Below are 25120 nucleotides of genomic sequence, written 5' to 3' on the forward strand. Positions count from 1 at the left end.
CATTACCAGGCGTAATCGGTATTTTCTGCCGACTTCTTGTTCAGGGAACGGGCTTTTAAAATGAGTGCATACGTATTCCATTTTGGCGGTGGTGCGCGAAACGACAACCCGCGAGCCAAGGACAAGACCATAACCGGCGGCAAGGGTTCGAACCTCGCTGAAATGGCCGGTATTGGTCTGCCTGTTCCTCCCGGTTTCACGATCAGCACCGAAGTCTGCGCCCAGTACAACACGGCGGGCAAGGTGTTCGACGCGGACATCAAGGCGGGCGTCGCGGCCGGTCTGGTCCACATCGAGACCGCCACGGGCCGCGTGTTCGGCGATGCGGCCAATCCGCTGCTGGTTTCGGTCCGTTCGGGCGCGCGCGTGTCGATGCCCGGCATGATGGACACCGTCCTCAACCTGGGCCTCAACGACGTGACCGTCGAAGGGCTGTCCGAAGGTTCGGGCGACGCGCGCTTTGCCTGGGACAGCTATCGTCGCTTCATCCAGATGTACTCGGACGTGGTGCTCGGCGTTGACCATCACCGCTTCGAAGACGCGCTCGAAATCGCCAAGGAAGACAACGGCTACTTTGCCGACGTCGAGATGACCGCCGACAACTGGCGCAAGCTGGTGGGCGAATACAAGGCCATCGTGGCCGAAGAACTGGGCCGTCCGTTCCCGCAGGACGTGCATGAGCAGCTCTGGGGTGCGATCGGCGCCGTGTTCGACAGCTGGGAAAGCGAACGCGCCAAGGTCTACCGCAAGCTCAACGACATCCCCGCCGACTGGGGCACCGCCGTCAACGTCCAGGCCATGGTCTTTGGCAACATGGGCGATACCTCGGCCACGGGCGTCGCCTTCACGCGCGACCCGGCCACCGGCGAGAAGGCCTATTATGGCGAATGGCTGGTCAACGCCCAGGGCGAAGACGTGGTCGCGGGCATCCGCACGCCCCAGTACCTGACCAAGTTCGCGCGCGAACGGGCCGGGGCCAAGCCGCTGTCGATGGAAGAAGCCATGCCCGAGGCCTATGCCGAGCTGGCGAGCGTGTTTGAACTGCTGGAAAAGCACTACAAGGACATGCAGGACATCGAGTTCACGGTCGAAAAGAACAAGCTGTGGATGCTCCAGACCCGTTCGGGCAAGCGCACCGCGAAGGCCGCGCTCAAGATGGCGGTCGACATGGTGGGCGAAGGCCTGATCGACGAGGCGACCGCGATTGCCCGCATCGATCCCATGGCACTTGACCAGCTGCTGCACCCCACGCTCGACCCCAAGGCCCCGCGTGACGTGCTTACCAAGGGCCTGCCGGCCTCGCCGGGCGCCGCTTCGGGTGTCGTCGTGTTCGACGCCGACACCGCCGAACGCCGCGCCGAAATGGGCGAAGCGGTCATTCTGGTCCGCGTCGAAACCTCGCCGGAAGACATCCACGGCATGCACGCGGCCAAGGGCATCCTGACCGCGCGCGGCGGCATGACCAGCCACGCGGCGGTCGTCGCCCGCGGCATGGGCCGTCCTTGCGTCTCGGGTGCCTCGGCCCTGTCGATCGACATGGCCAAGCGCACCGCCAAGATCGGCAACCGTGACGTGGTCGAAGGCGATATCATCACCCTCGATGGCTCGAACGGCGACATCATGTGGGGCGAAGTGCCCATGGTCGAACCCGAACTGGTGGGCGATTTCGCCACCCTGATGGCCTGGGCCGACAAGCACCGCCGCATGAAGGTGCGCACCAACGCCGAAACCCCGCTCGACTGCCAGGTTGCGCGCCAGTTCGGTGCCGAAGGCATCGGCCTGTGCCGTACCGAGCACATGTTCTTCGACGCGGGCCGCATCTCGGCCGTGCGCCAGATGATCCTGGCCGAAGACGAAGCCGGTCGCCGCGCGGCGCTGGCCAAGCTCCTGCCCGAACAGCGCGCCGACTTCATCGCGATCTTCGACGTCATGGCGGGCCTGCCGGTCACCATCCGTCTGCTCGATCCGCCGCTTCACGAATTCCTGCCGCATGGCGACGCGGAATTCGAGGAACTGGCCGAAGCGACCGGCCTTGGCGTCGATCACCTCAAGCGCCGTGCCGGGGAACTGCACGAATTCAACCCCATGCTCGGCCATCGCGGCTGCCGCCTGGGCATCACGTTCCCCGAAATCTACGAAATGCAGGCACGCGCCATCTTCGAGGCGGCGGTCGAAGTCGCCACGAAGTCGGGTGAGGCTGTCGTTCCCGAAGTGATGGTGCCGCTGGTTGCCACCAAGAAGGAACTCCAGATCCTGCGCGCGCTGATCGACCGCGTGGCGGCCCAGGTCTTCGCCGAAAAGGGCAAGACGCTCCACTATCTCGTGGGCACCATGATCGAGCTGCCGCGTGCAGCCCTGATGGCTGGCGAGATCGCCGAGGAAGGCAAGTTCTTCTCGTTCGGCACCAACGACCTGACGCAGACGACGCTGGGCGTGAGCCGCGACGACGCCGCGCGCTTCCTCAACCCTTATGTCGATCAGGGCATCTACCCGCGCGATCCGTTCGTGAGCCTCGACATCGAGGGCGTGGGCCAGCTGGTCGAACTGGCTGCCGAACGTGGCCGCAAGACCCGCCCCGACATCAAGCTGGGCATCTGCGGCGAACATGGTGGTGATCCGGCCTCGATCGCATTCTGCGAGAAGGTCGGCCTCGACTACGTGTCGGCCAGTCCCTACCGTGTGCCGATTGCCCGCCTCGCGGCGGCGCAGGCTGCACTCAAGGCCTGATTTTCCAAGCCCCCCGCCCAGGCGGGGGGCTTTTGCTTTACCTTTGCTTTTATTTTTTCCCAAATACGACCCGAACATCCGGGCAGGAGAGGTTTACGTGATCAGGCATCTGCCGTGGCTGGCATTGGCCCTCGTTGGGCTGGCAGCGTTGTCTTACCTCGCGGTGGCGCGAGGGGAGCATGTTAATGCGCTGTGGATCGTGGTGGCATCGGTTTGCTGTTTCCTCGCTGCCTACCGTTTTTATGCGCAATTCATCGCCAAGGTCGTCCTCAAGCTCGATCCGGCGCGTCCCACCCCTGCCGTGCGGCGGGCGGACGGGCTCGACTATGTCGCGACCGACAAGACCACCCTGTTTGGTCATCACTTTGCCGCGATTGCCGGGGCAGGGCCGCTGGTCGGCCCGGTGCTGGCTGCACAGATGGGCTATCTGCCCGGTACGCTGTGGATCGTGGGCGGGGTCGTGCTGGCAGGCGCGGTCCAGGATTTCCTCGTGCTGTTCCTCTCGATGCGCCGTGACGGCAAGTCGCTGGGCGAGATGGTGCGCATGGAAATGGGCGAAGTGGCCGGGACCATCGCGCTCGTGGGCACGTTCATGATCATGGTGATCATTCTGGCGGTGCTGGCGCTGATCGTGGTCAAGGCTCTTGCGGCCAGTCCCTGGGGTATGTTCACGGTCGGGGCGACGGTTCCGCTCGCGCTGTTCATGGGTATCTATTCGCGTTGGATCCGGCCCGGTCGGATCGGCGAGGTTTCGGTGCTGGGCCTGATCGGCCTGCTTGCCGCGCTTGTTGCCGGTCAGCCGGTCGCCGCGTCGGCAACGCTGGCCCCGTGGTTCACCTATACGCCGGTCCAGATCTGCTGGATCCTCATCGCCTATGGCGCGGTGGCCAGCCTCGTTCCGGTCTGGCTGCTGCTCGCCCCGCGCGACTATCTCTCCACGTTCCTCAAGATCGGCACGATTGCCGCGCTAGCCGTGGGGATCGTGATCATGGCCCCCGACCTGCGGATGCCGGCGGTGACCCAGTTCATCAATGGTGGCGGGCCGGTGTGGTCGGGCGGGCTGTTCCCGTTCCTGTTCATCACCATCGCCTGCGGGGCCGTGTCGGGTTTCCACGCGCTGATTGCCAGTGGAACGACGCCCAAGCTGATCGCCAGTGAAGCGGATGCGCCGCTCATCGGCTATGGCGCGATGCTGGCCGAGGCTTTCGTCGCGATCATGGCGCTGGTGGGAGCCAGCATCATCCAGCCGGGCATCTATTTCACGATGAACAGCCCGGCCTCGCTGATCGGCACCGATGCGCAGAGCGCGGCGGCGGCGGTGAGCGCGATGGGCTTTGCCATTACGCCTGCCCAGATCGCGCAAGTGACCCGCGACATCGGCGAGACGACGATCCTCTCGCGTGCGGGCGGCGCGCCGACGCTGGCAGTCGCCATGGCCGAAATCTTTTCGCACGTCGTGGGCGGCTCGATGATGAAGGCCTTCTGGTATCACTTCGCCATCCTGTTCGAGGCGCTGTTCATCCTGACGGCGGTTGACGCGGGGACTCGCGCCGGGCGGTTCATGTTGCAGGATCTGCTCGCGCGGGCGGTGCCCCCGTTCACGCGGCTGCCGGGCATGGTGCAGGGCCTCGTGGCCACGGGCCTGTGCGTCGCTGCGTGGGGCTGGTTCCTCTATCAGGGGGTGACCGATCCGATGGGCGGGGTGAACACGCTCTGGCCGATCTTCGGTATCTCCAACCAGATGCTGGCGGCGGTGGCCCTGCTGCTGGCAAGCACGGTGCTCTTGCGGATGAAGCGCGAGCGCTATGTCTGGGTGAGCTTGCTGCCCACGTTCTGGCTGCTGGTCTGCACGCTCTATGCAGGCGGGCTCAAGCTGCTGTCGGCCGATCCCAAGGTCGGCTTCCTGGCCCACGCCGCGCGTTTTTCGGCGGCGCTGGGCGAGGGCAAGGTTCTTTCGCCGGCCAAGTCGGTCGCGCAGATGCACCAGATCGTGTTCAACGACCGGGTCGACGCCGCGCTTTGCGCGCTGTTCCTCGCGGTGGTGGGCGCCATTCTGGTCGCTGCGGTGCGTACCGGCATGACCGCCCTGCGCAGCCCCGTGCCCACCATGCACGAGATCGGCGCGGGTGCCGTGCTTGAAAGTCACGCATGAGCCGGTCCCGCGCCCCTTTCCTTGCGCGACTTTTGGCCCATCTGGCGCGCATGGGCAGGGCGATGGTCGGCATGCCCGATTACGAGGCCTATTGCCGCCACATGGCCGATCGGCACCCTGACCGGGTGCCGATGGACCGCAAGGCCTTCTTCCGCGAGCGGCAACAGGCGCGTTACGGAGGGAAGCAGGGGGGGCGCTGCTGCTGAACAGTATCGTTCCGGCCAATTTGGCGAAAAACCGGGCTTGCGTTCTCGCTATGTTCGCGCTAGCGCAAGCCCATGGCCAAGCCCAAACGTCGTTATGTGTGCCAGTCGTGCGGCAGTGTTTCCTCGCGCTGGCAGGGGCAGTGCCCCGATTGCTCTGAATGGAACACTCTGGTCGAGGATGCACCGCAGACGGTGTTTTCGGCCAAGCACGATCTTTCGAGCGGCGGGCGCGCGGTGCAATTCGTCGCGCTCGACCAGCCCATTGCCCTGCCGCAACGGCGCAAGACGGGCCTGGCCGAATTCGACCGCGCGCTGGGCGGCGGGCTCGTGCCCGGCTCGGCCATCCTGATGGGCGGCGATCCGGGCATCGGCAAATCGACCCTCCTGCTCCAGACGGCGGCCAGCATTGCCAATGCGGGCGGGCAGGTCGTCTATATCAGCGGCGAGGAAGCCTCAGACCAGATCCGCCTGCGTGCCGACCGGCTGGGGCTGGGCAAGGCGCCGATCCAGCTCGCCTCGACGACATCGGTGCGCGACATTCTCACCACGCTGGGCAGCATGGACACGCCTGCGCTGCTGGTGATCGATTCGATCCAGACCATGCATTCCGACCAGATCGAGGGCGCGCCCGGCACGGTCAGCCAGGTGCGCGGCTGTGCGTTCGAGCTGATCCGCTATGCCAAGGAAACCGGTGTTGCGCTTGTGCTGGTCGGCCATGTCACCAAGGACGGGAGCATCGCCGGGCCGCGCGTGCTCGAACACATGGTCGATGTGGTGATGAGCTTCGAGGGCGAGCGCAGCCACCAGTACCGTATCCTGCGCGCGCTCAAGAACCGCTTTGGCGCGGTCGACGAGATTGGCGTCTTTGCCATGGCCGGGCAGGGGCTGGAGGAAGTGGGCAACCCTTCGCTGCTGTTCCTTTCGGGGCGCGAGGAGCCGGTGGCGGGCAGCGCGGTCTTCCCCGCGCTTGAAGGCACGCGGCCCGTGCTGGTCGAGATTCAGGCGCTCACCGTGCGCCTGGCCAGCGGGGCGACGCCGCGGCGCGCGGTCGTCGGCTGGGATTCGGGCCGTCTGGCAATGTTGCTGGCGGTGCTCGAATCGCGTTGCGGGCTCAGTTTTTCGTCGGCCGAAGTCTATCTGAACGTGGCGGGCGGCTATCGCCTGACCGACCCTGCGGCCGACCTTGCGGTGGCCGCCGCGCTGGTCTCGGCGCTGGCAGACCGGCCGCTGCCTTCGGACACGGCATGGTTTGGCGAAGTCTCGCTCGCCGGGGAAGTCAGGCCGGTTGCCCATTCGGGCGTGCGCCTGCGCGAATCGGCCAAGCTGGGCTTCGCGACGGTCCATGGGCCTGATGGCGCGGTGGAAAAGGTCGAGGGTTTGCGCTTTTCGCCGATCCGTCTTCTGCCAAATCTCGTTGACCGGGTGATGAGCGGGGCCTAATTCCCCGGCCATGACCGGCTTCGATTATGTTGTCTTCCTGGTTGTCGCGGTCGGCGCGATTGGCGGGTTCTTTCGCGGCTTTGTCGAGGAAGTGCTCTCGCTGGCCGCGTGGTGCATCGTGCTGGTGGCCGTGCATTATGGCCTTGAGCCGCTGACCGAGGTGATCCGCCCCCATCTCAAGAGCGATACCGGCGCGGGCGTTCTGGCCTATGCGCTGCTCATGCTCGTGCCCTGGGGGCTGATGCGCCTGATCGCGCGCAAACTGGGCGAGGCGAGCCGCGATTCGATGCTCGGCCCTATCGATCGCCTGCTCGGCTTCGGCTTTGGCGCGGTCAAGGGTTCGATCCTGATGGTTCTGGGCTTTTCGCTGCTGGTCTTTGCCTATGATGTGGTCTGGGGCGTCAAGGGGCGGCCCGACTGGATCACGCAGGCGCGGACCTATCGCTTCCTCAATGCCGCGAGCGAGGAACTCGTCACGATGATTGCCGAGCGCCGCGAGGCCGCCGCGCAGGAGGCCGACAGCGAGAATGGCAGCGAGGATGGCGGGGCCGCCACAGACGCGACCGACAAGCCTGCCCATCGTGCCCCGCATGGCAGCAGGGCCATCCATGGCCACAAGAAGCCGGTCGCGCACCATCATCGCGACGAAACCGACACCTGATCATGGCCGGAGCCGGAACTCTCTACACGCCCGAAGTGCTCGCCGCCGCGATGGATCTGGCGGGCTGGCCTTGGGACGAGGGCCTGCCGCTGGTCGGCGAGGCGCGCTCGCGTTCGTGCGGGAGTACGCTGGCGATGGGGCTGGCTCTTGACGGGGAAGGGCGGATCGTCCGGCTTGGGCTGCGGCCCCATGCCTGCGCCGTCGGACAGGCCGCCGCGCGCGTCTTTGCCGATGCTGCCGCCGGGCACACGCATGATTCCATTGCAGGGGCCCGCACGGCCCTGGCTGCATGGTTGGCCGGCGAGGGCGAAATGCCCGACTGGCCCGGCCTTGCCCTGCTTTGTCCGGCCCGGGCCTATCCGGGGCGTCACGGGGCGATCCTGCTGGCGTGGGATGCGGCTCTGGCGGCCATCGACGGAACTGCAAAGGAAGGTTAAGGGTCTGTTCTGGAGGAAACTCCAGGGGGGCAAATCCGGCTTTTGGGGGACGCAGGTTCATGAATGCCACGCAGGCAGAACCCGATTCGGCGCGGTTGCGGCTGGTTATCGCCGCGAGTGCGATCGGCACCGTGTTCGAATGGTACGACTTCTTCATCTACGGCACGCTGGGCACGATCCTGCCGCGCACATTCTTTGCGGCGGGCAATCCGACGCTCGAAGTGCTCCTGTTCTGGCTGGTCTTTGCGGTCGGCTTCGGGGTGCGCCCGCTTGGGGCGGCGCTGTTCGGCTTTCTGGGCGACCGGCTCGGGCGGCGGGCGACCTTCCTGGCGACAGTCGGCATGATGGGGGTGGCGACAGCCGGGGTGGGCTTCGTGCCGCCTGCTTCGAGCATAGGCTATGCTGCGCCCGCCCTCGTGGTCTTCCTGCGCGTGGTGCAGGGCCTGGCGCTGGGCGGTGAATATGGTGGCGCGGCGATCTATGTCGCCGAATATTGTCGGCCCGGACGCCGCGGTTTCTATACCAGCTTCATCCAGGCCGGGGTGGCCGGTGGCTTCATCCTCAGCCTGCTCGTGGTGCTCGGCTGCAAGGCGGCTTTCGGTTTCGAGGCCTGGGCGGCCTGGGCCTGGCGCATTCCTTTCGTGCTCAGCCTCGGGCTTCTGGGGATTTCCCTGTGGATGCGCCTGAAGCTGGTGGAAAGCCCGGTGTTCGAGGCGATGAAGGCGCACCATCAGGTGGCGGGCAATCCTCTGGCCGAATGCATCCGCACGCCGGGCAACCGCAAGGGCATGCTGGTGGCGCTGTTCGGCGTGGCCGCCGGGCTCACCGTGATCTGGTATACCGCGATGTTCGGCAGTCTGGCCTTCCTCAAGACGGCGATGCGCCTGGATGAAACCGCTGCCGAGGTCATTGTCGGGGTGGCTGCGCTGTTTGCGGTGGGGGGCTTTCTGCTGTTCGGCTATGTCTCGGACAAAGTCGGGCGCAAGGGGCCGATCGTGTGGGGCTATCTGGCCACGCTCGTCCTGCTGTTCCCGCTCTATTGGGCGATGGGCGGGCTGGCCAATCCGGGGCTGGCGGCGCAGGCGCGCGAATTGCCGGTGGTCGTCTCGGGCCCGGATTGCCGTTTTGATCCCTTCACGCCCGAGCAGCCCACGCGCTGCGCCCGCCTGCTGTCCGACCTGACGGCGACGGGGGTGTCCTATCGCGTCGAACGCGCCGATGAACTCACCCTTCATGCAGGGGCCGCGCGATTGCTGCTCGACACTTATCCCTGGGGCGATGGCAGGCGTGGCCGTGTCGTCGCGCTCGAAGCCCTGCTGGCGCAAGGCGGCTATCATTTCGACCGGATCGTGCCTTCGGCAGGCCGGGCGGTTCTGCTCGTTCTGGTTCTGGTCGTGCTGATGGGCCTGTCCGGGGCGACGTATGGGCCGGTCGCGGCGACCTTGTGCGAGATGTTCCCGCCACGCATCCGCTATTCCTCGCTTTCGATCCCCTATCATCTGGGAACGGGGTTGTTCGGCGGGTTCCTGCCGTTCCTGTCGACCCTGATCGTCGTGCGCACGGGCGATCCCTATGCCGGGCTGTGGTATACGTGGTGTGTGGTGGCGCTGGCGCTGGTGGTCTCGCTCTGGGGCCTGCGCAACGGGATGCCGGGCGAGGATGCCGGTCAGGCGGACGAGATGCAAGCCGATGGAGCGGCGCCACTGTCCGCCTGAAAAGGGCATGACCTGCCGGGCGGGATGCTTGCCGGAACTTTGCTGCGCGATGAGGCGTTGAGGCAAGGCAATTGTGCGCAGCGAAGCATGGGGGGCGGGGATGTGACCATTGTGGACTAAACATCTCCAGCCCCTGCTCTTTTCTGCATCGACCAGATGCGCGGCAAAGCCGCGGGCAAACAGCGCAAATCGGCGGTTTTCCATCCCTGCCCGAAGCAAAACTGCATGAAATACTGTCAGGTACGGAATATTCAGGGGGTGAGGCTAACGCCTGACTCATATTGCGCTGCACATACCGCGTCTGCTAATGCACAAGAACATTCCCAGCGGGGTCCGAAAACATGGCAAATCAAGCAAAGGACGGCGATACCGTCATCATCAAGAAGTACGCCAACCGCCGGCTCTACAATACCCGAACGTCCAGCTACATCACGCTCGACCACCTGGCCCAGATGGTCAAGGAGAACGTCGAGTTCAAGGTGATTGACGCCAAGAGCGGTGCGGACCTCACCCATTCGATCCTCACCCAGATCATCATGGAAGAGGAAGCGGGTGGCGAGCAGATGCTCCCCACGAATTTCCTGCGCCAGCTCATCGCCATGTACGGCAACTCGATGCAGGCCCTGCTCCCCGGCTACCTCGAAGCCTCGATGGAGCATTTCCGCGAGAACCAGAACAAGCTGCGCAAGGCGATCGAGGAATCGATCGGTGCCAATCCGCTGGCCCAGATTGCCCAGCGCAACATGGAAATGTTCAAGGCTGCCGCTGCCGCCTTCGTGCCCGGCGCTCCCCCGGCGGGCAACTTCGTCCGCGACGAGGAAAAGTCCGCGTCGGAAGGGGGCGAGCTTTCCGAGCTGCGCAAGCAGATGGCCGAAATGCAGAAGAAGCTCGACCAGCTCGGCAAGTAAGCCGGGCTTCTGCCGGTTTGTTGAGCTGCCGGTTCACGGGCGCGATTTTTGCGCCCGTTTTGCCGGGCAGGGATGATTGGGGCGTTGCCCAACTGGCTCGCACCGCTTATTCGGCAGGGCATGAACCAGCCCAAGATCAAGCATGCGCTGCCGGTCAAGCGCGACGAAGACTTTGCCCAGTGGTATCAGGCGGTGATCGCCGAGGCCGAGCTTGCCGAGGAATCGGGCGTGCGCGGCTGCATGGTGATCAAGCCGTGGGGGTACGGCATCTGGGAACGCATCCAGAAGCTGATGGACGCGCGCATCAAGGATGCGGGCGTCGATAACTGCTACTTCCCGCTGTTCATCCCGCTGTCGTACTTCGCCAAGGAAGCCGACCACGTCGAAGGCTTCGCCAAGGAAATGGCGGTCGTCACCCACCACCGTCTGGTCGCCGACCCCAAGGGCGGGCTGATGCCCGATCCCGAGGCCAGGCTGGAAGAGCCGCTGGTCGTGCGCCCCACGTCCGAAACGGTGATCGGCGCAGCCATGGCGCGCTGGGTGCAGTCGTGGCGCGATCTGCCGCTGCTGACCAACCAGTGGGCCAATGTCGTGCGCTGGGAAATGCGCACCCGCATGTTCCTGCGCACCAGCGAATTCCTCTGGCAGGAAGGCCATACGGCCCATGCCGACGAAGCTGACGCGATGACCGAGACGCTGCGCGCGCTCGAAATGTACCGCAGCTTTGCCCAGGACGTGCTGGCCCTGCCGGTCGTGGCCGGTCCCAAGCCCGAGAACGAACGCTTCCCCGGCGCCGTCGCGACCTATTCGATCGAGGCGATGATGCAGGACGGCAAGGCGCTCCAGGCGGGCACCTCGCACTATCTGGGCACGACGTTCTCGCAGGCCGCAGGCATCCGCTATCAGGACAAGGAAGGCCAGCAGGCGCTGTGCCACACCACGTCGTGGGGCGTGTCCACCCGTCTGATCGGCGGCGTGATCATGACCCATGGCGACGACGACGGCTTGCGCACTCCCCCGCAGGTGGCGCCGCACCAGATCGTCATCCTGCCCATGCTGCGCGACAACGAAGGCGATGAAGCGCTGCTCGCCTATTGCGAAGACTTGCGCAAGGCCCTGATCAGCCAGTGGGCCTTCGACGAAAAGCTCCGCGTCCTGCTCGACAAGCGCCCCGGCAAGGCCACCGCCAAGCGTTGGGGCTGGGTCAAGAAGGGCGTGCCGCTGATCCTCGAAATCGGTGGCCGCGATGCCGAAGGCGGTCAGGTTTCGGCCGTGCGCCGTGACCGGCTGTGGCGCGAGGATGGCAAGGTCAATTTCGTGGGCCAGTCGCGCGACGAGTTCGTGGCTTCGGCCGTGGCCGAGCTGGAATCGATCCAGGCCGCCCTTTTTGCCGAAGCGGAAGCCCGCCGCGACGCGCAGATCGAGCGCGGCGTGACCGATCTGGCCGGTCTTGCCGCCTACTTTGCCGAGGATCGCAAGTTCCCCGGCTGGGTCGAACTGGGCTGGTCGCGCCCGACCGGCGAGGCGCTCGACAAGGTGGTCGAACAGCTCAAGGCGCTCAAGCTCACCATCCGCAACACCCCGCTCGATGCCGATGCGCCGACCGGGACGTGCCCGTTCACCGGGGAACCGGCGGTCGAGAAAATTCTCATCGCGCGGGCTTATTGAGAAGAAGAAAAAGGGCAAGAAGGGGGCATTGGCCCCTTCTTGCCCCATTATCTTTCGTCCTTTTGCAGATCGTCCTGTTTCGTCTAGGCTGGCGCCATGAAGCGCTTCCTGATCTGCCTGCCGCTGATGATCGCGGCCATTCCCGCTCATGCCGAAGATGTTTCGCCGGCGCGGCTGCGCGCCGATGTCGAAACGCTGGTCGGTTTTGGCACGCGCCACACGATGTCGTCCGACAGCGATCCTCATCGCGGGATCGGGGCCGCGCGGGCCTGGGCACAGGCGCAGTTTCGCGCCATCGGTGCGCAGTGTGGCGGCTGTCTGACGCTGGCCCTGCCCGAGGCGAGCTTTACCGGAAAGCGGCTGCCCACGCCCACGAAGATCGTCGATGTCGTGGCGATCCAGCGTGGCAGCGAGCGCCCCGATGAAGTGGTGATCGTCGCCGGGCATATCGACAGCCGGGTCAGCGATGTGATGGACATCACCCACGACGCCCCCGGCGCGAACGACGATGGCTCGGGCACGGCGCTGGTGATCGAGGCGGCGCGGGTGCTTTCGCAGCGGCGCTTTCCTTCCACCATCGTCTATGCGGTGCTCAGCGGCGAGGAGCAGGGGCTCTATGGCGGCAAGGTTCTGGCCGACTATGCCAAGGCCCGGGGCTGGCGTGTCAAAGCCATGTTCAACAACGACATCGTGGGCAATTCGCGCGGCTCGGACGGGGTGGTCGACGATACCCATGTGCGCGTCTTCTCCGAAGGCCCGCGCGCCGATGCCGATGCGGCGCTGAGCGCGGCACAGCGGGCGATCGGGGGTGAAAACGAGAGCCCTTCGCGCAATCTGTCGCGCTGGCTGGCCGGGCTTGCCGGGCAGGACAGGAAAGGGCTGGAAGTCCGGCAGGTCTGGCGCGCGGACCGCATGGGCCGGGGCGGGGACCACCTGCCCTTCGAGCAACTCGGGTTTCCGGCGGTGCGCTTCAGCGTCGCCATCGAGAATTACGACCGCCAGCATCAGGACCTGCGCACCGAAGGCGGGCGGGTCTATGGCGATACGGTCGAGGCGATGGATTTCGCCTATCTGGCCGGGGTGACGCGGCTCAACGTGGCGGGGTTGGCGGCACTGGCACGCGCGCCGATGCCACCTGCCGCTGCGGTCAAGACGGCGGCCTTGCAGACTTCGACCGAACTGGACTGGAAGCCGGTCCCCGGCGCGGCGCGCTATGCGGTATGGCAGCGGGCGACCGATGCACCGGGCTGGCCCGCCAGGCCGGTGCTCGAAACCGCTGATCTTCACGCCACGCTGCCGGGTGTGCGCGGTGATGACTGGTTTTTCGGGGTGAGCGCGATTGCTGCCGATGGCAGCGCAAGTCCCATAGCGTCTGCTGTTCCGGGAGGAGCATTCGGCCCGCTCGAACGGCCCTGAACAAGCCTGGAAACGGGGGCGGCACATGATCGAAACGATCCGATATACCCTTTGCAACCTTCTGAATTTCAAGGGCCGGGATAGTCGGCGAACATTCTGGACATATGCGTTGTTCGTCTATCTGTTGCGGGCGGTGGCAGGCCTCGTGGTCAGCGGGACCCTGATGGCTGGCGGTATTGGCGTGGCTGTCCATGGTGGCGATCCGCTGGTGCAGGCGCAGCAGATGCAGGCGCAGATGGCGATCATCATGCCGCGCATGATGGTGGCGGCGATGGCGCTGGGACTGGCAACGATGGTCCTGCTGGCCGCCGCGCTGGTGCGGCGCCTCCACGATGCGGGGCTGAGCGGGTGGTTCGTGCTCCTGCCCGGCGTGCCCTATGTTCTGGCGCTGGTGGCGGTTCCGGCGCAGACTGCGCGGCTGACCGTGGCCATGCAGGCCATGCGCGCGGCACAGCAAGTGGGCGGGCACGCGATGGAGGCCAGGCCCCATCACGGCATGATGGGCGCGGTCAACTGGTCGGCGGTGGGGCTGGGGTGGCTGGCGCTGATCCTGCTGGTCGCGCTCGCCACGCGGGCCGCAACGCCCGGCACCAACCGTTTCGGGCCGGAGCCGGGCTGAGGGTTCAGAGCCCGACTTTTGGGTCGGGCTCTCAGATCGCGCGGGCTTCGATCAGCACGGTGTCGATGGTGAAGCTGCCGTCGGCCTGAATGGAGAAATGCTCCCGCACACAGGCGGGGGCATCCTGTTGCAGCGAGCGGATCGCGGCGGCGAGCGCGGGCGGGGTTTCCATCCGCGCGGTCCAGCTGGCAAATTCCATCGGCAGGCGGGCCGGGTGGAGCGCGGTGATCGCAAAACCGGCCTGAGCGAGCGCGGCGGTCCATTCGGCCAGCGTATAGTCGCGCCCATGCGAGGGATCGCGCAGCAGTTCGACCGCTTGCAGATGCGTGTCGCATTGGGGCTGGGCCGGGGCGATCACGTCGGCAAACAGCGCCAGCGCGCCGGGCTGGCAGACGCGGCGGGCCTGCGCGAGCCCTTGCGCGAGGCTGGCCCAGTGATGCGCGGAAAAGCGGCTGGCCACGGCATCGAAACGCGCGTCGGCAAAAGGCAGGGCCTCGGCGGTCGTGCGCGCGGTGATTACGTTGGTCAGGCGGCGCTGGCGGCACTGGGCCTCCACGGCAAGCAGCATGAGCGGCGAGGGATCGGCGGCGACAACCTCGCGTGCATGGGGGCTGGCCGCATAGGCGACATGGCCGCCGCCCGTGCCGATGTCGAGCAGGCGCTCGGGGGATAGATCGGCGATGGCCTGCGTCATCCGGGCAAGGTCGGCACCCTGGGCGTGAACGGCGCTGCCGACATAGGCGGCGGCGCGGGGGCCGAACTGGTCGATTTGGGCTGAGGCTTCACTCATCATCAAGGCCTTTGTTGTCGCATCGTTTCAGGCGAAAAACCGGTTCCCACTTTTTCGCATGATGCTCTGTCCTTTCGCCCGATCTCATGCGCACCGCTTTACCCTGGTACAAGAGTGGCGTTTATCCTGTTATAACGACCACCATGATCGAGCCAGACCACACCCGGCAGGAACTGGGCCGTTTCCTGCGCGCCATGCGTGAACGCTGCCCGGCAGAGGGGGGCGGGCGCCGTCGCACGCCCGGCTTGCGGCGCGAGGAACTGGCCTTGCGCGCCGGGATCAGCACGACCTGGCTGGCCTGGCTGGAACAGGGGCGCGAGGCCAACCCGTCGCCCCATGCCCTTGCCAGACTGGCTGGCGCGCTGGGCCTGTCGAACGCCGAGCGGGCCTATCTGTTCGGGGCGGCGGGGCGGATCGACCCGGAGGCGCCCCAGCGGCTCGAAGACGAGGAGGCCCCCGAATCGGTGCGCCTGCTGGTCCAGTTCGCGCCCGGCCCGGCCTATGGCCTCGACCGCAGCTGGCGCGCGACATGCTGGAATGCCTCGGCCGAGCGGCTCTTTCCCGGCTGGCTCGACGCGAACGGAGAGCGCAACCTCCTGCGCTACATGTTCCTGCGCCCCGAAGCGCGCGCCATGCTGCCAGACTGGCACGAGCGCGCGCGGCGCCTGATCGCCGAGTTTCGCGCCGACCATGTCGGGCGCCATGCCGACCCGGCAAGCGAGCGTCTGGTCGCCGGGCTTCGACAGGAAAGCCAAGACTTTGCAATGATCTGGGATCGACAGGTGGTACTCGGTCGAGAAGGCGGCGTGCGCGGGTTCGACCATCCGTGGGACGGGCACCTCGCGTTCCGGCAATTCACGTGGATTCCCGCCGACCGCCCGGACACCAAGGTTGTGGTTCTCCACCCGGCATGAACTTGCTCTTTTGCGTGTAAAGGCCCAAATGCGGGGCTTATGGCCAAGACCAAATTCCCTCAGGGGCTGCCCACGCGCCGTCAGGTGCTCGACTTCATCGCCCAGAGCGCCGAACCGGCGGGCAAGCGCGAGATCGCCAAGGCTTTCGGGCTGAAAGGCACCGAAAAGATCGCGCTCAAGGCGCTGCTCAAGGACATGGCCGAGGAAGGTCTGATCGACGGCAACCGCACCGCGTTCCATGCCATGGGCGGCGTGCCCCGCGTGACGGTGCTGCGCGTGGTCGAGATCGACGAAGGCCATGTGCTGGCCATTCCCGACAGCTGGAGCCCCGACGACGCCAGCCCGCCGCCGCGCCTGCGCGTGATCGAGCCGCGCGGCAAGCCCAAGGAACGGCAGGCCGCGCTGCGCATCGGCGACCGTATCCTCGCGCGGACCGAGGAAGCGGGCGGCGAGGGCAGCGGCAAGTGGCTCGCCCACCCGATGAAGCGCCTGCCCCAGCAGAGCGAGCAGATCATGGGCGTGGTCGAGATCGACGGCGCGGGCAAGGGATGGCTCGCCCCCATCGACAAGCGCGAGCGCCACGCCGCGCCGATCTCCGATCTGGGCGGGGCCGAGGCCGGGCAACTGGTTCTGGCCGAACCCGCCGGGCGCACCCCGCGTTCGGGCATGAAGGTCACCAGCGTTCTGGGCGATCCGCTCGCCCCGCGCGCGTTCAGCCTGATCGCCATCCACAAGCACGGCATCCCTTGCGTGTTCTCCAGCGAGGCGCTCGACGCGGCGCAGGCCGCCGCCGCGCTGCCGCTGGCCGAAAGCCACCGCGAAGACTTGCGCCACCTGCCCATCGTGGCCATCGACCCGAGCGACGCGCGCGACCACGACGACGCGATCTGGGCGCAGCCCGACGGGCAGGGCGGCTATCGCGCGGTCGTCGCCATTGCCGACGTGAGCTTCTACGTCCGCCCCGGTGGCCAGATCGACCGCGAAGCGCGCCAGCGCGGCAACTCGGTCTATTTCCCCGACCGCGTGGTACCGATGCTGCCAGAAGTGCTCAGCGCCGATGTCTGCTCGCTCAAGTCGGGCGCGGACCGCGCGGCCATGGTCTGCCACCTGACGATCGCGCCCGATGGCCGCATCCGCGATTTCCGCTTCACCCGCGCCCTCGTGCGGATCGCCGAAGTGATCGCCTATGAAGAGGCGCAGGCCCGCATCGACGAAGGCCGCGCCGAGGCGCACCTGACGGACCTGTGGGGCGCATGGCGTCTGCTCGAAAAGGCGCGCGAGGACCGCGATCCGCTCGCCCTCGAACTGCCCGAACGCCGCGTCGTGCTCGACGAAAAGGGCCGCATCACGCAGGTCGCCCTGCGCGAGCGACTCGACGCCCACCGCGTCGTCGAGGACTTCATGATCGCCGCCAACGTCGCGGCGGCCAAGGCACTGGAAGCCAAGGTGGCGCCGGTCGTGTACCGCATCCACGAGCCGCCCAGCCGCGAGAAACTCCTCGCGCTCAAGGACTATCTGGCCACGTTCGGGCGCAAGCTGTCGCTCGGTCAGGTGATCACGCCCTCGCTGTTCAACCGCATGCTCAAGGACGTGAGCGACGAGGCGGAAAAGGCGCTGGTGATGGAAGCCGTCCTGCGCAGCCAGACCCAGGCCTATTACGGGCCGCGCAATGCCGGGCACTTCGGGCTGGCGCTGGGCTCCTATGCCCACTTCACCTCGCCGATCCGCCGCTATTCAGACCTTTTGGTCCACCGCGCGCTTGTCGATGCCTATGGCCTCGAACAGCCGCGCCCGGCCAGCCACGACATCCCCGCGACCTCGGGCCTGTCCGACCGCGACCGCTCCGACCTTGCCCGCGTGAGCGATGCCATCAGCGCCGCCGAACGCCGCGCCATGGAGGCCGAACGCGAAACCATCGACCGCTACGTCGCGGCCTGGCTGTCGAGCCGGGTGGGCGAAGTCTTCGATACGCGGATCACCGGGGTCCAGAAATTCGGCCTCTTCGCCACGATTCTGGGCCTTGGCGGCGACGGCCTCGTCCCCGTCTCGACGCTCGGCGCCGAACGCTTCGCCTATGATGAAAAGGCCCAGCGTCTGGTCGGCGAACTCTCGGGCGAGGAATTCGCCATGGGCATGATCCTCAAACTGCGCCTCGCCGAAGCCAACCCGCTGACCGGCGCGCTCAAGTTCGAGCCCGTCGACGTTGCCGAAGGCGTCCAGCGCATCGAACGCCGGGGCAGCAAGCTCGACGTAAAACCCAAGTTCCGCGGCAAGCACATGGTCGGCCAGCGCGGACGGCCCGGCAATATCCGGCATCAGGGGCGCAAGAAATAAGAAGAAAAGGGAAATGAAGGGGCCATCGCCCCTTCGACCCCGGACGTCCTGCCGATGGTGCGCTTTTGGGCTGGCCTTGCGCTTCCATTTTGGTGTGGTGGATTATAGAATTTTATTCTGTTTTGGAAAAATTGACAAATCATCACGAAAAATATTTGCTAAATTCGATGGTTCATCATGAGCAATTGTTGGGTAGTTGCAAACAGTTGCCATAAGTTCTTGGTGCGTAATTTCCCCGCTACCGCATCCATTTGCTAAATTTATGCGATTCATGTCGACTTCGTTTCCGAAATACCAAATGCGTTTTAACTCTTTGTGCACATTTTTATTTTCGAAAAGGAATTCGCTTTCCCTCATTTTTATGTTGAAGGCTTGCATTGTTTTTTGCTTAGAATTTATTTTTTCGTAATGTTCGTTGCAAGTGATTTCTTCATTTTTACTTATAAGAAGTAGGAATTCTACTGTTGCATGGTACGTTTCCATTCTTTTATCGAATAAATCTGCTCTTATTTTTGCCTCTTCAAGATTGATTTGCTTGTTTGATATTTCCACCTGAGATTTTAAAATCTCTGTTTGCTTCATGCCAATGACAACGGCTGCCGCGACGGCAGCAAATCCGGCTATCAGTGTTGAAGCGGATTGCCAGTCAAGGCTGCACCAGTGGATGATTCCGAGGCCACAATTTTCCATTTTTTCCCTGCAGTATTGATCTTGGCAATGAATGGCTTAGCATCATAAGCGTAGTTTGTTGGTGTATTTCAGCAAGGCTGTTGGGGGGTAATTCTATTTGGATTCGTCTACGCGCGCCAACTCAATTCTGGCAACTTTCTGCAATCGCGAGGCGGGAAGGGGGCGGGGCGCTTTCGGGATTGTGCTAGGGGCAGGAGTTTTTGGGGTCGAAGGGGCGATGGCCCCTTCATTTCCCCTTTTTCTTGTCAACTTACCGCGTCGATCACGTCGTCGCTGACGCCGCCCGGCACGATCATCAGGACGCAGGGGAGGGCGCCGGCGTGGGTGGCGAAGTGGGTGGTGAGGGGGCCGGGATTGCTTTCGGCGGCGGCGCCCAGCACGAGGGCCGAGACTTCGGGGTGGTCTTTCAGGTATTCGCGGACGACTTGCGGGCCATCGCCCTGGCGCACGGAGATCAGCGGGGCGAGGCCTGACTCGCTGGCGAGGCTGCCTGCTGCGGTCGTGGCGAGGATTTCGGCGCGGTCGCGGGCTTCCTGCTCGATAGTGGCCTGAATGGCGCCGAAGACGACGAATTCCTGACGCGGGACGAGGGCGAGGATGTGGACGCCGCCACCGGTGCGCACGGCGCGGCGGGCGGCGAAGCGCAGGGCCAGCGCCGATTCCGGGGTTTCGTCCATGATCACCAGATAGATGCGCTCTTCGCTCATGGGGTGCCCTTTTGTGCCTCTCCGGTCGGTTGTCGTGTGTGCATGGTGCTACCCGCAATGGCCGCGCGTGGCAAATGGGGGCTGGATTTCGGGAGGGCGCGTGCGGTTGGCTCTTGACCACGCGGGCAAGTCTGGTGAAATGGCGCGGTGAAAAGAATTTCGATTTAACCGGAATTTTGTTCAAAAAACCGGTTTTGCGAACCAGATTGATACCTTCCCAGATAGGACACGGAAAAAGCCCATGCCCATCGCGATCAAGATGCCCGCCCTTTCGCCAACGATGGAAGAGGGCACGCTCGCCCGCTGGCTCGTCAAGGTTGGTGACAAGGTGTCCTCGGGCGACATCATGGCCGAGATCGAGACCGACAAGGCCACCATGGAATTCGAAGCCGTCGACGAAGGCACGATCGTCTCGATCGATGTGGCCGAAGGCTCCGAGGGGGTGAAGGTCGGTACGGTGATCGCCACCCTCGCGGGCGAGGATGAAGACGCCAGCGCCCCGGCGCCTGCCGCTGCGGCACCTGCTCCGGCCCCGGCTCCTGTTGCGGCTCCCGCGCCTGTGGCGGCGGCGGCCCCCGCACCGGTTGCTGTTGCGCCCGTGGCCAAGGGCAACCGCGTGGTGGCAACCCCGCTCGCGCGCCGCATCGCTGCCGAGAAGGGCATCGATCTGGCCAGCGTCAAGGGCTCGGGCCCCAATGGCCGCGTGACCAAGGCGGACGTGCTCGGGGCCAAGCCCGCAGCGGCGCCTGCCGCCGCGCCCGTGGCTGCTGCGGCTCCGGCTGCTGCCTCCCCTGCGCCGGTTGCTGCGCCCGCCCCGGCGGCGGTGCCCGATTTCGGCATCCCCTACGAAGGGCAGAAGCTCAACAACGTGCGCAAGACCATTGCGCGCCGCCTGACCGAAGCCAAGCAGACCATCCCGCACATCTACCTGACCCTCGACGTGCGTCTCGACGCGCTGCTCAAGCTGCGCAGCCAGCTCAACGGCGCGCTGGAAGCGCAGGGTGTCAAGCTCTCGGTCAACGACCTCCTGATCAAGGCGCTGGCCAAGGCGCTGGTTCAGGTGCCCAAGTGCAATGTGAGTTTTGCCGGTGATGAACTGCGCAGCTTTACCCGTGTCGACGTGTCGGTGGCCGTGGCCGCGCCTTCGGGCCTGATCACGCCGATCATCAAGGATGCGGGGACCAAGTCGATCTCGGCCATCGCCACCGAGATGAAGCAACTGGCCGCCAAGGCCCGCGACGGCAAGCTCCAGCCGCACGAGTTCCAGGGCGGCACCGCCTCGCTTTCGAACCTGGGCATGTTTGGTATCAAGCAGTTTGACGCCGTGATCAATCCGCCCCAAGGCATGATCCTGGCGGTGGGCGCGGGCGAACAGCGTCCTTATATCGTTGACGGCGCACTGGCCGTGGCCACTGTCATGACTGCGACGGGCAGCTTCGATCACCGGGCCATCGACGGGGCCGACGGCGCCGAGCTGATGCAGGCGTTCAAGACCCTTGTCGAAAACCCGCTGGCGCTCGTTGCCTGAGCCTTTGGCAGGAGACTGTACGAATGACTGTTGAAAGCCGGGTTCCGGCCATCCGCGTGACGGCGATGCCCGCCGACTGCAATGCCTATGGCGACATTTTCGGTGGCTGGCTGGTCAGCCTGATGGACAATGCCGCAGGGCTCATCGCGGCGCGGCGCTGCCGTGGTCGCGCCGCGACCATCGCCATCGACGGGATGAAGTTCCTTCAGCCGGTCAAGGTCGGCGACGAGGTCTCCGTCTATGGCGAGATCGAGAAGATCGGTCGCACTTCGATGACCATCAATATCGAGGCATGGCGCCGCGAGCGGCACCGTGAACAATCCTCGATGGTGACCCATGCCAAGTTCACGTTCGTTGCCGTCGACGGCACGGGTCGTGCCCGTCCGGTTGACGAATAAGGAGATACCCAAGTGGCTGATCAATATGATGTGATCGTCCTCGGTTCGGGCCCCGGCGGCTATGTCGCGGCGATCCGCTGCGCGCAGCTGGGCCTCAAGACCGCCATTGTCGAGCGCGAGAACCTGGGGGGCATCTGCCTCAACTGGGGCTGCATTCCGACCAAGGCCCTGCTGCGCTCGGCCGAAGTCTTCAATCACATGAAGCACGCCAAGGCCTATGGCCTGGCTGCCGACAACATCCGCGCCGATCTCGACGCGGTGGTGGCCCGTTCGCGCGGGGTGGCCAAGCAGCTCAATCAGGGCGTTACGCACCTGATGAAGAAGAACAAGATCGCCGTGCACATGGGCGTGGGCGTGCTCAAGAGCGCGACCAGTGTCGAAGTGACCGGTGACAAGGGAACCGAGGTCATCTCGGCCAAGCACGTCATCGTCGCCACTGGCGCCCGCGCGCGCGACCTTCCGTTTGCCAAGGCCGACGGCAAGCGCGTGTGGACCTATCGCCACGCGATGACCCCCAAGGAAATGCCCACCAAGCTGCTGGTTATCGGCTCGGGCGCGATCGGCATCGAATTCGCCAGTTTCTACAACGACATGGGTGTCGATGTTACGGTCGTCGAGATGATGGACCGCGTCGTGCCGGTGGAAGACGCGGATGTTTCGGCCTTCCTCGAAAAGGCGCTGACCAAGCAGGGCATGAAGATCATGACCGGCGCGGGCGTCGAAAGCCTGGCGGTGAGCGACGCGGGCGTGAAGGCCAAGATCAAGGCGAAGGACGGCAAGGTTGCCGAAACCGATTTCAGCCATGTGATCGTGGCGGTCGGCATCGTTGCCAACACCGAGAACATCGGCCTTGAAACCGTCGGCGTGAAGACTGAGCGCGGGATCATCGCCATCGACGGCTATGGCCGCACCGGCGTTCCGGGCCTTTGGGCCATCGGCGACGTGACCCCCGGACCCTGGCTCGCCCACAAGGCCAGCCATGAAGGCGTGATTGCTGCCGAGGCGATTGCCGCCGAACTGGGCAACAAGGATGTCCATCCCCACCCGATGGACCGCGCCAACATCCCCGGTTGCACGTATTGCCACCCGCAGATCGCCAGCGTCGGCCTGACCGAGGCCAAGGCCAAGGAAGCCGGTTATACGGTCAAGGCAGGCACGTTCCCGTTCATCGGCAATGGCAAGGCCATCGCGCTGGGTGAACCGGAAGGGTTCGTGAAGACGGTGTTCGATGCCAAGACCGGCGAACTGCTGGGCGCGCACATGATCGGCGCGGAAGTGACCGAGATGATCCAGGGCTTCGTCGTGGGCAAGACCCTCGAAACGACCGAGGCCGAACTGATGCACACGGTGTTCCCGCACCCGACGATCAGTGAATCGATGCATGAATCGGTGCTCGCCGCCTACGGACGCGCCATTCACATCTGATGCGAAGACAGCGGGGCGAAGGGGCGGTCTGGCTCCTTCGCCCCGCCTTCTTTTTGCACTGGCTTGCCAAATGGGTCTGAGGGCGTCACGGCACTGGCCCCATGAGCCATGATGCGATCATTCTGGGGGCCGGGGCGGCCGGGTTGTTTTGCGGCGCCACGGCGGCGCAGCGGGGGCGGCGGGTTGTCGTGCTCGACCATGCCGAAAAGCCGGGCAAGAAGATCCTGATTTCGGGCGGCGGACGCTGCAATTTCACCAACCTGCACACCGCGCCCGACCGCTATCTGTCGGAAAACCGCCATTTCGCGCGCTCGGCACTCAGCCGGTATACGCCTGCGGACTTTCTCGAACTGGTCGAACGGCATGGCATCGCCTGGCACGAGAAGACGCTCGGCCAGCTTTTTTGCGATGGGTCGGCGCGGCAGATTGTCGCCATGCTGCTCGACGAATGCATGCGCGGGGGCGTCGAGGTCATCTGCGAGAGCCCGATTGCCGAAGTGGGCCATGCCGACGGGCGGTTCCGGGTGAGGGCAGGCGGGCGGACGTATCAAGCGCCCGCGCTGGTGATCGCCACGGGCGGTCCGGCCATTCCCCAGATCGGGGCGAGCGGCATTGCCTATGATCTGGCGCGGCAGTTCGGGCTCAAGGTCGTGCAGCCGCGCCCGGCGCTGGTGCCGCTGACCCTGCCGGACGAGGCGGTGCTGTTTCGCGAGCTTTCCGGGGTGGCCGCGCCGGTCGAGGCGCGTTGCGGCAAGGGGCGGTTTCGCGAGGCGGCGCTGTTTACCCATCGCGGGCTTTCGGGGCCGGCGATCCTTCAGGTCTCGTCCTACTGGTCGCGCGGACAGGCCGTGACCATCGATTTTCTGCCCGACCGTGCGTCCGGATGGCTGCTGGAGGCCAAGCGCGCGCGTCCGCGTGCGGGGCTGCGCTCGGTTCTGGGCGAGGCCCTGCCGGACCGGCTGGCGACAGCACTGGCCGGGCAACTGGGGCTGGGCGCGGAGATGGGGAACCTTCCGGACAAGGCCTTGCGCGCTGCCGAAGAAAGGCTGGGCGCCTGGGATTTCATGCCCAATGGCAGCGAGGGGTTTGCCAAGGCCGAAGTGACCGCCGGGGGGATCAGCACCGCCGATCTTTCGTCGCAGACGATGGAGGCGCGCAAAGTGCCCGGCCTCTATGCGATCGGCGAGGCAGTCGATGTGACCGGCTGGCTCGGCGGCTACAATTTCCAGTGGGCCTGGGCCAGCGGCCATGCGGCGGGGCAGGCTATTTAGCCTTTTTGCGCGGGCCTGCGCCCTCCACAAACCCCTCAGGCAACCAGTGCGCCGGCCCAGGGCAGGGCGGTGATCAGTGGCGGCAGGACGTTGTCGAGCAGTGTCTCGCGCGCCATGGCAGCGGTGTTGACCGGAAGATCGCCCAGTTCGCCCATGCGCGCGACAACCTGGATACGGCGGGCAAAGCGCCCGCGCGGCAGCGGCTCGACGCGCAGTTGCGGCATGAGCTGGGGCAGGGCGGCCAGGCACAGCAGCGAGGTGATGCTCCAGCCGATGCCCAGGCCCACGGTCGTCAACTGCTGGTGGATGATCTCCACCTCGATCACGTTGGGCACGCGCAGCTTCATGCGGGTGAGCTGGCTCTCGATGCGCTGGCCCATGCCGGTATCGAGCGAATAGCGCACGAAAGGCAGGCGTTCGGCCACTTCGGAGGGTTCCGCGCTGCCGGTATAATCAGCAGGGAAGATCATCACGAAGGGATCGTCGAGCACGTCGTGGTGCTCGATGCCGGGGTGCTTTTCGAGGGTGTTGCTGCCCGTCACCAGCATGTCGCAGCGGCGGGCGAGGAAATCCTGCTGCTGGCGCAACGAGATCCCCGAACGCACCCGCCACGAGCCCACGCGCATGCCATGACGGCGCAGAAGCGGCGCGGTGAGCAGGTTGGCCAGGCTTTCCGACATGCCGACCGTCAACTGGTCGATCGGCTGCTGGGCGCCTTCACGCACTTCGTCGTAGGCGGTGCGCGCCTTGGCCAGGAGCTTGCGCGCGCGTTCGTGAAGGGCGCGGCCCGAAGGGGTGAGCCCGAGCGGGCGCAGCGAGCGGTCGAACAAGGGGGCACCGATCCCCTGCTCAAGGCGGGTGATCGTTTGCGAAACGGCAGACTGGGTGATGCGCAATTGCTGGGCGCAGGCCGTCATGCCCCCCAGTTCTACTGTCAGGACAAAGACTTCGAGACCATGAAGGTCGAATTCGGCAGGAAGGCGCATCGGCAGAAACCCTCAAGTCCGGCTTAAGCCGGTACGTTTGTCTAAGCCCTTGTGGCATCATGATGCCTGAAGTACCAGATTATATCTGCTTATTCCGTGGGTGCCCCGTTTCCCCTCAGGAAAAGGCA

At 65.3% G+C, this 25120-nt stretch carries 21 protein-coding genes; 17 read left to right on the top strand and 4 right to left on the bottom strand.

The window, feature by feature from the left end:
* The first annotated feature begins 60 nt into the window (after positions 1–60).
* The 11 genes from ppdK (at position 61) to SBI20_RS01185 (ending at position 13949) form a co-directional block, all read left to right on the top strand.
* Positions 61–2727 (top strand): pyruvate, phosphate dikinase, encoded by a 2667-nt coding sequence (ppdK, locus tag SBI20_RS01135; protein ID WP_317973302.1) that lies wholly within the window; start codon positions 61–63, stop codon positions 2725–2727.
* Positions 2728–2824: 97 nt separating this feature from the next.
* The gene (locus SBI20_RS01140) at positions 2825–4879 is read left to right on the top strand and encodes a carbon starvation CstA family protein (protein WP_317973303.1); all 2055 of its coding nucleotides are present in this window, start codon (positions 2825–2827) and stop codon (positions 4877–4879) included.
* Complete coding sequence (locus tag SBI20_RS01145) at positions 4876–5085, top strand: YbdD/YjiX family protein (RefSeq protein WP_317973304.1); 210 nt, start codon at positions 4876–4878, stop codon at positions 5083–5085. Before SBI20_RS01140 ends, SBI20_RS01145 begins: the two co-directional genes overlap by 4 nt.
* Before the next feature lie 72 nt (positions 5086–5157).
* Positions 5158–6525 carry a DNA repair protein RadA gene (gene radA, locus SBI20_RS01150; protein ID WP_317973305.1) on the top strand — a complete coding sequence of 456 codons (1368 nt, stop codon included), beginning with the start codon at positions 5158–5160 and terminating at the stop codon, positions 6523–6525.
* Positions 6526–6535: 10 nt separating this feature from the next.
* Entirely contained in the window at positions 6536–7186 is a 651-nt protein-coding gene (locus tag SBI20_RS01155) for a CvpA family protein (RefSeq protein WP_317973306.1), read from the top strand.
* Positions 7187–7188: 2 nt separating this feature from the next.
* The gene (locus tag SBI20_RS01160; protein ID WP_317973307.1) at positions 7189–7623 is read left to right on the top strand and encodes an iron-sulfur cluster assembly scaffold protein; all 435 of its coding nucleotides are present in this window, start codon (positions 7189–7191) and stop codon (positions 7621–7623) included.
* 59 nt (positions 7624–7682) lie between these two features.
* Positions 7683–9338: an MFS transporter gene (locus tag SBI20_RS01165; RefSeq protein ID WP_317973308.1), complete on the top strand. Its 1656-nt coding sequence runs from the start codon at positions 7683–7685 to the stop codon at positions 9336–9338.
* 341 nt (positions 9339–9679) lie between these two features.
* Positions 9680–10246 (top strand): polyhydroxyalkanoate synthesis repressor PhaR, encoded by a 567-nt coding sequence (gene phaR / locus SBI20_RS01170; protein ID WP_317973309.1) that lies wholly within the window; start codon positions 9680–9682, stop codon positions 10244–10246.
* A gap of 120 nt (positions 10247–10366) precedes the next feature.
* Positions 10367–11914 carry a proline--tRNA ligase gene (proS, locus tag SBI20_RS01175; RefSeq protein ID WP_317973310.1) on the top strand — a complete coding sequence of 516 codons (1548 nt, stop codon included), beginning with the start codon at positions 10367–10369 and terminating at the stop codon, positions 11912–11914.
* Positions 11915–12010: 96 nt separating this feature from the next.
* Positions 12011–13330: a M28 family peptidase gene (locus SBI20_RS01180; protein WP_317973311.1), complete on the top strand. Its 1320-nt coding sequence runs from the start codon at positions 12011–12013 to the stop codon at positions 13328–13330.
* A gap of 25 nt (positions 13331–13355) precedes the next feature.
* Positions 13356–13949 carry a DUF805 domain-containing protein gene (locus SBI20_RS01185; RefSeq protein WP_317973312.1) on the top strand — a complete coding sequence of 198 codons (594 nt, stop codon included), beginning with the start codon at positions 13356–13358 and terminating at the stop codon, positions 13947–13949.
* 31 nt (positions 13950–13980) lie between these two features.
* Here SBI20_RS01185 and SBI20_RS01190 read toward each other — a convergent pair whose 3' ends face one another.
* Positions 13981–14742, bottom strand: coding sequence for a class I SAM-dependent methyltransferase (locus SBI20_RS01190; RefSeq protein ID WP_317973313.1), 762 nt, complete (start codon positions 14740–14742; stop codon positions 13981–13983).
* Between the two features lie 140 nt (positions 14743–14882).
* Here SBI20_RS01190 and SBI20_RS01195 point away from each other — a divergent pair, with 140 nt between their 5' ends.
* Entirely contained in the window at positions 14883–15653 is a 771-nt protein-coding gene (locus tag SBI20_RS01195) for a helix-turn-helix transcriptional regulator (RefSeq protein ID WP_317973314.1), read from the top strand.
* Positions 15654–15692: 39 nt separating this feature from the next.
* On the top strand, positions 15693–17987 hold the full coding sequence (locus SBI20_RS01200; RefSeq protein ID WP_317973315.1) for a ribonuclease R family protein: 2295 nt from the start codon (positions 15693–15695) through the stop codon (positions 17985–17987).
* A 102-nt stretch (positions 17988–18089) separates the two neighbouring features.
* Here SBI20_RS01200 and SBI20_RS01205 read toward each other — a convergent pair whose 3' ends face one another.
* The gene (locus SBI20_RS01205; RefSeq protein ID WP_317973316.1) at positions 18090–18677 is read right to left on the bottom strand and encodes a hypothetical protein; all 588 of its coding nucleotides are present in this window, start codon (positions 18675–18677) and stop codon (positions 18090–18092) included.
* Between the two features lie 245 nt (positions 18678–18922).
* A complete protein-coding gene (locus SBI20_RS01210) occupies positions 18923–19384 on the bottom strand; it encodes a universal stress protein (RefSeq protein ID WP_317973317.1) in 462 nt (153 codons plus the stop codon).
* 241 nt (positions 19385–19625) lie between these two features.
* Here SBI20_RS01210 and SBI20_RS01215 point away from each other — a divergent pair, with 241 nt between their 5' ends.
* From SBI20_RS01215 to SBI20_RS01230, 4 genes are all read left to right on the top strand, one after another.
* Positions 19626–20912 carry a pyruvate dehydrogenase complex dihydrolipoamide acetyltransferase gene (locus tag SBI20_RS01215; protein WP_317973318.1) on the top strand — a complete coding sequence of 429 codons (1287 nt, stop codon included), beginning with the start codon at positions 19626–19628 and terminating at the stop codon, positions 20910–20912.
* A 23-nt stretch (positions 20913–20935) separates the two neighbouring features.
* Positions 20936–21310, top strand: a complete 375-nt coding sequence (locus SBI20_RS01220; RefSeq protein ID WP_317973319.1) for an acyl-CoA thioesterase — start codon at positions 20936–20938, stop codon at positions 21308–21310.
* Positions 21311–21322: 12 nt separating this feature from the next.
* Entirely contained in the window at positions 21323–22735 is a 1413-nt protein-coding gene (lpdA, locus tag SBI20_RS01225) for a dihydrolipoyl dehydrogenase (protein WP_317973320.1), read from the top strand.
* Between the two features lie 101 nt (positions 22736–22836).
* Complete coding sequence (locus tag SBI20_RS01230) at positions 22837–24006, top strand: BaiN/RdsA family NAD(P)/FAD-dependent oxidoreductase (protein WP_317973321.1); 1170 nt, start codon at positions 22837–22839, stop codon at positions 24004–24006.
* 35 nt (positions 24007–24041) lie between these two features.
* Here the strand turns inward: SBI20_RS01230 and SBI20_RS01235 are convergent, their stop codons facing one another.
* A complete protein-coding gene (locus SBI20_RS01235) occupies positions 24042–24992 on the bottom strand; it encodes a LysR family transcriptional regulator (protein WP_317973322.1) in 951 nt (316 codons plus the stop codon).
* Between the last annotated feature and the right edge of the window lie 128 nt (positions 24993–25120).

The sequence above is a fragment of the Novosphingobium sp. IK01 genome, assembly GCF_033242265.1.
In the GTDB taxonomy this organism is placed as follows: domain Bacteria; phylum Pseudomonadota; class Alphaproteobacteria; order Sphingomonadales; family Sphingomonadaceae; genus Novosphingobium; species Novosphingobium pituita.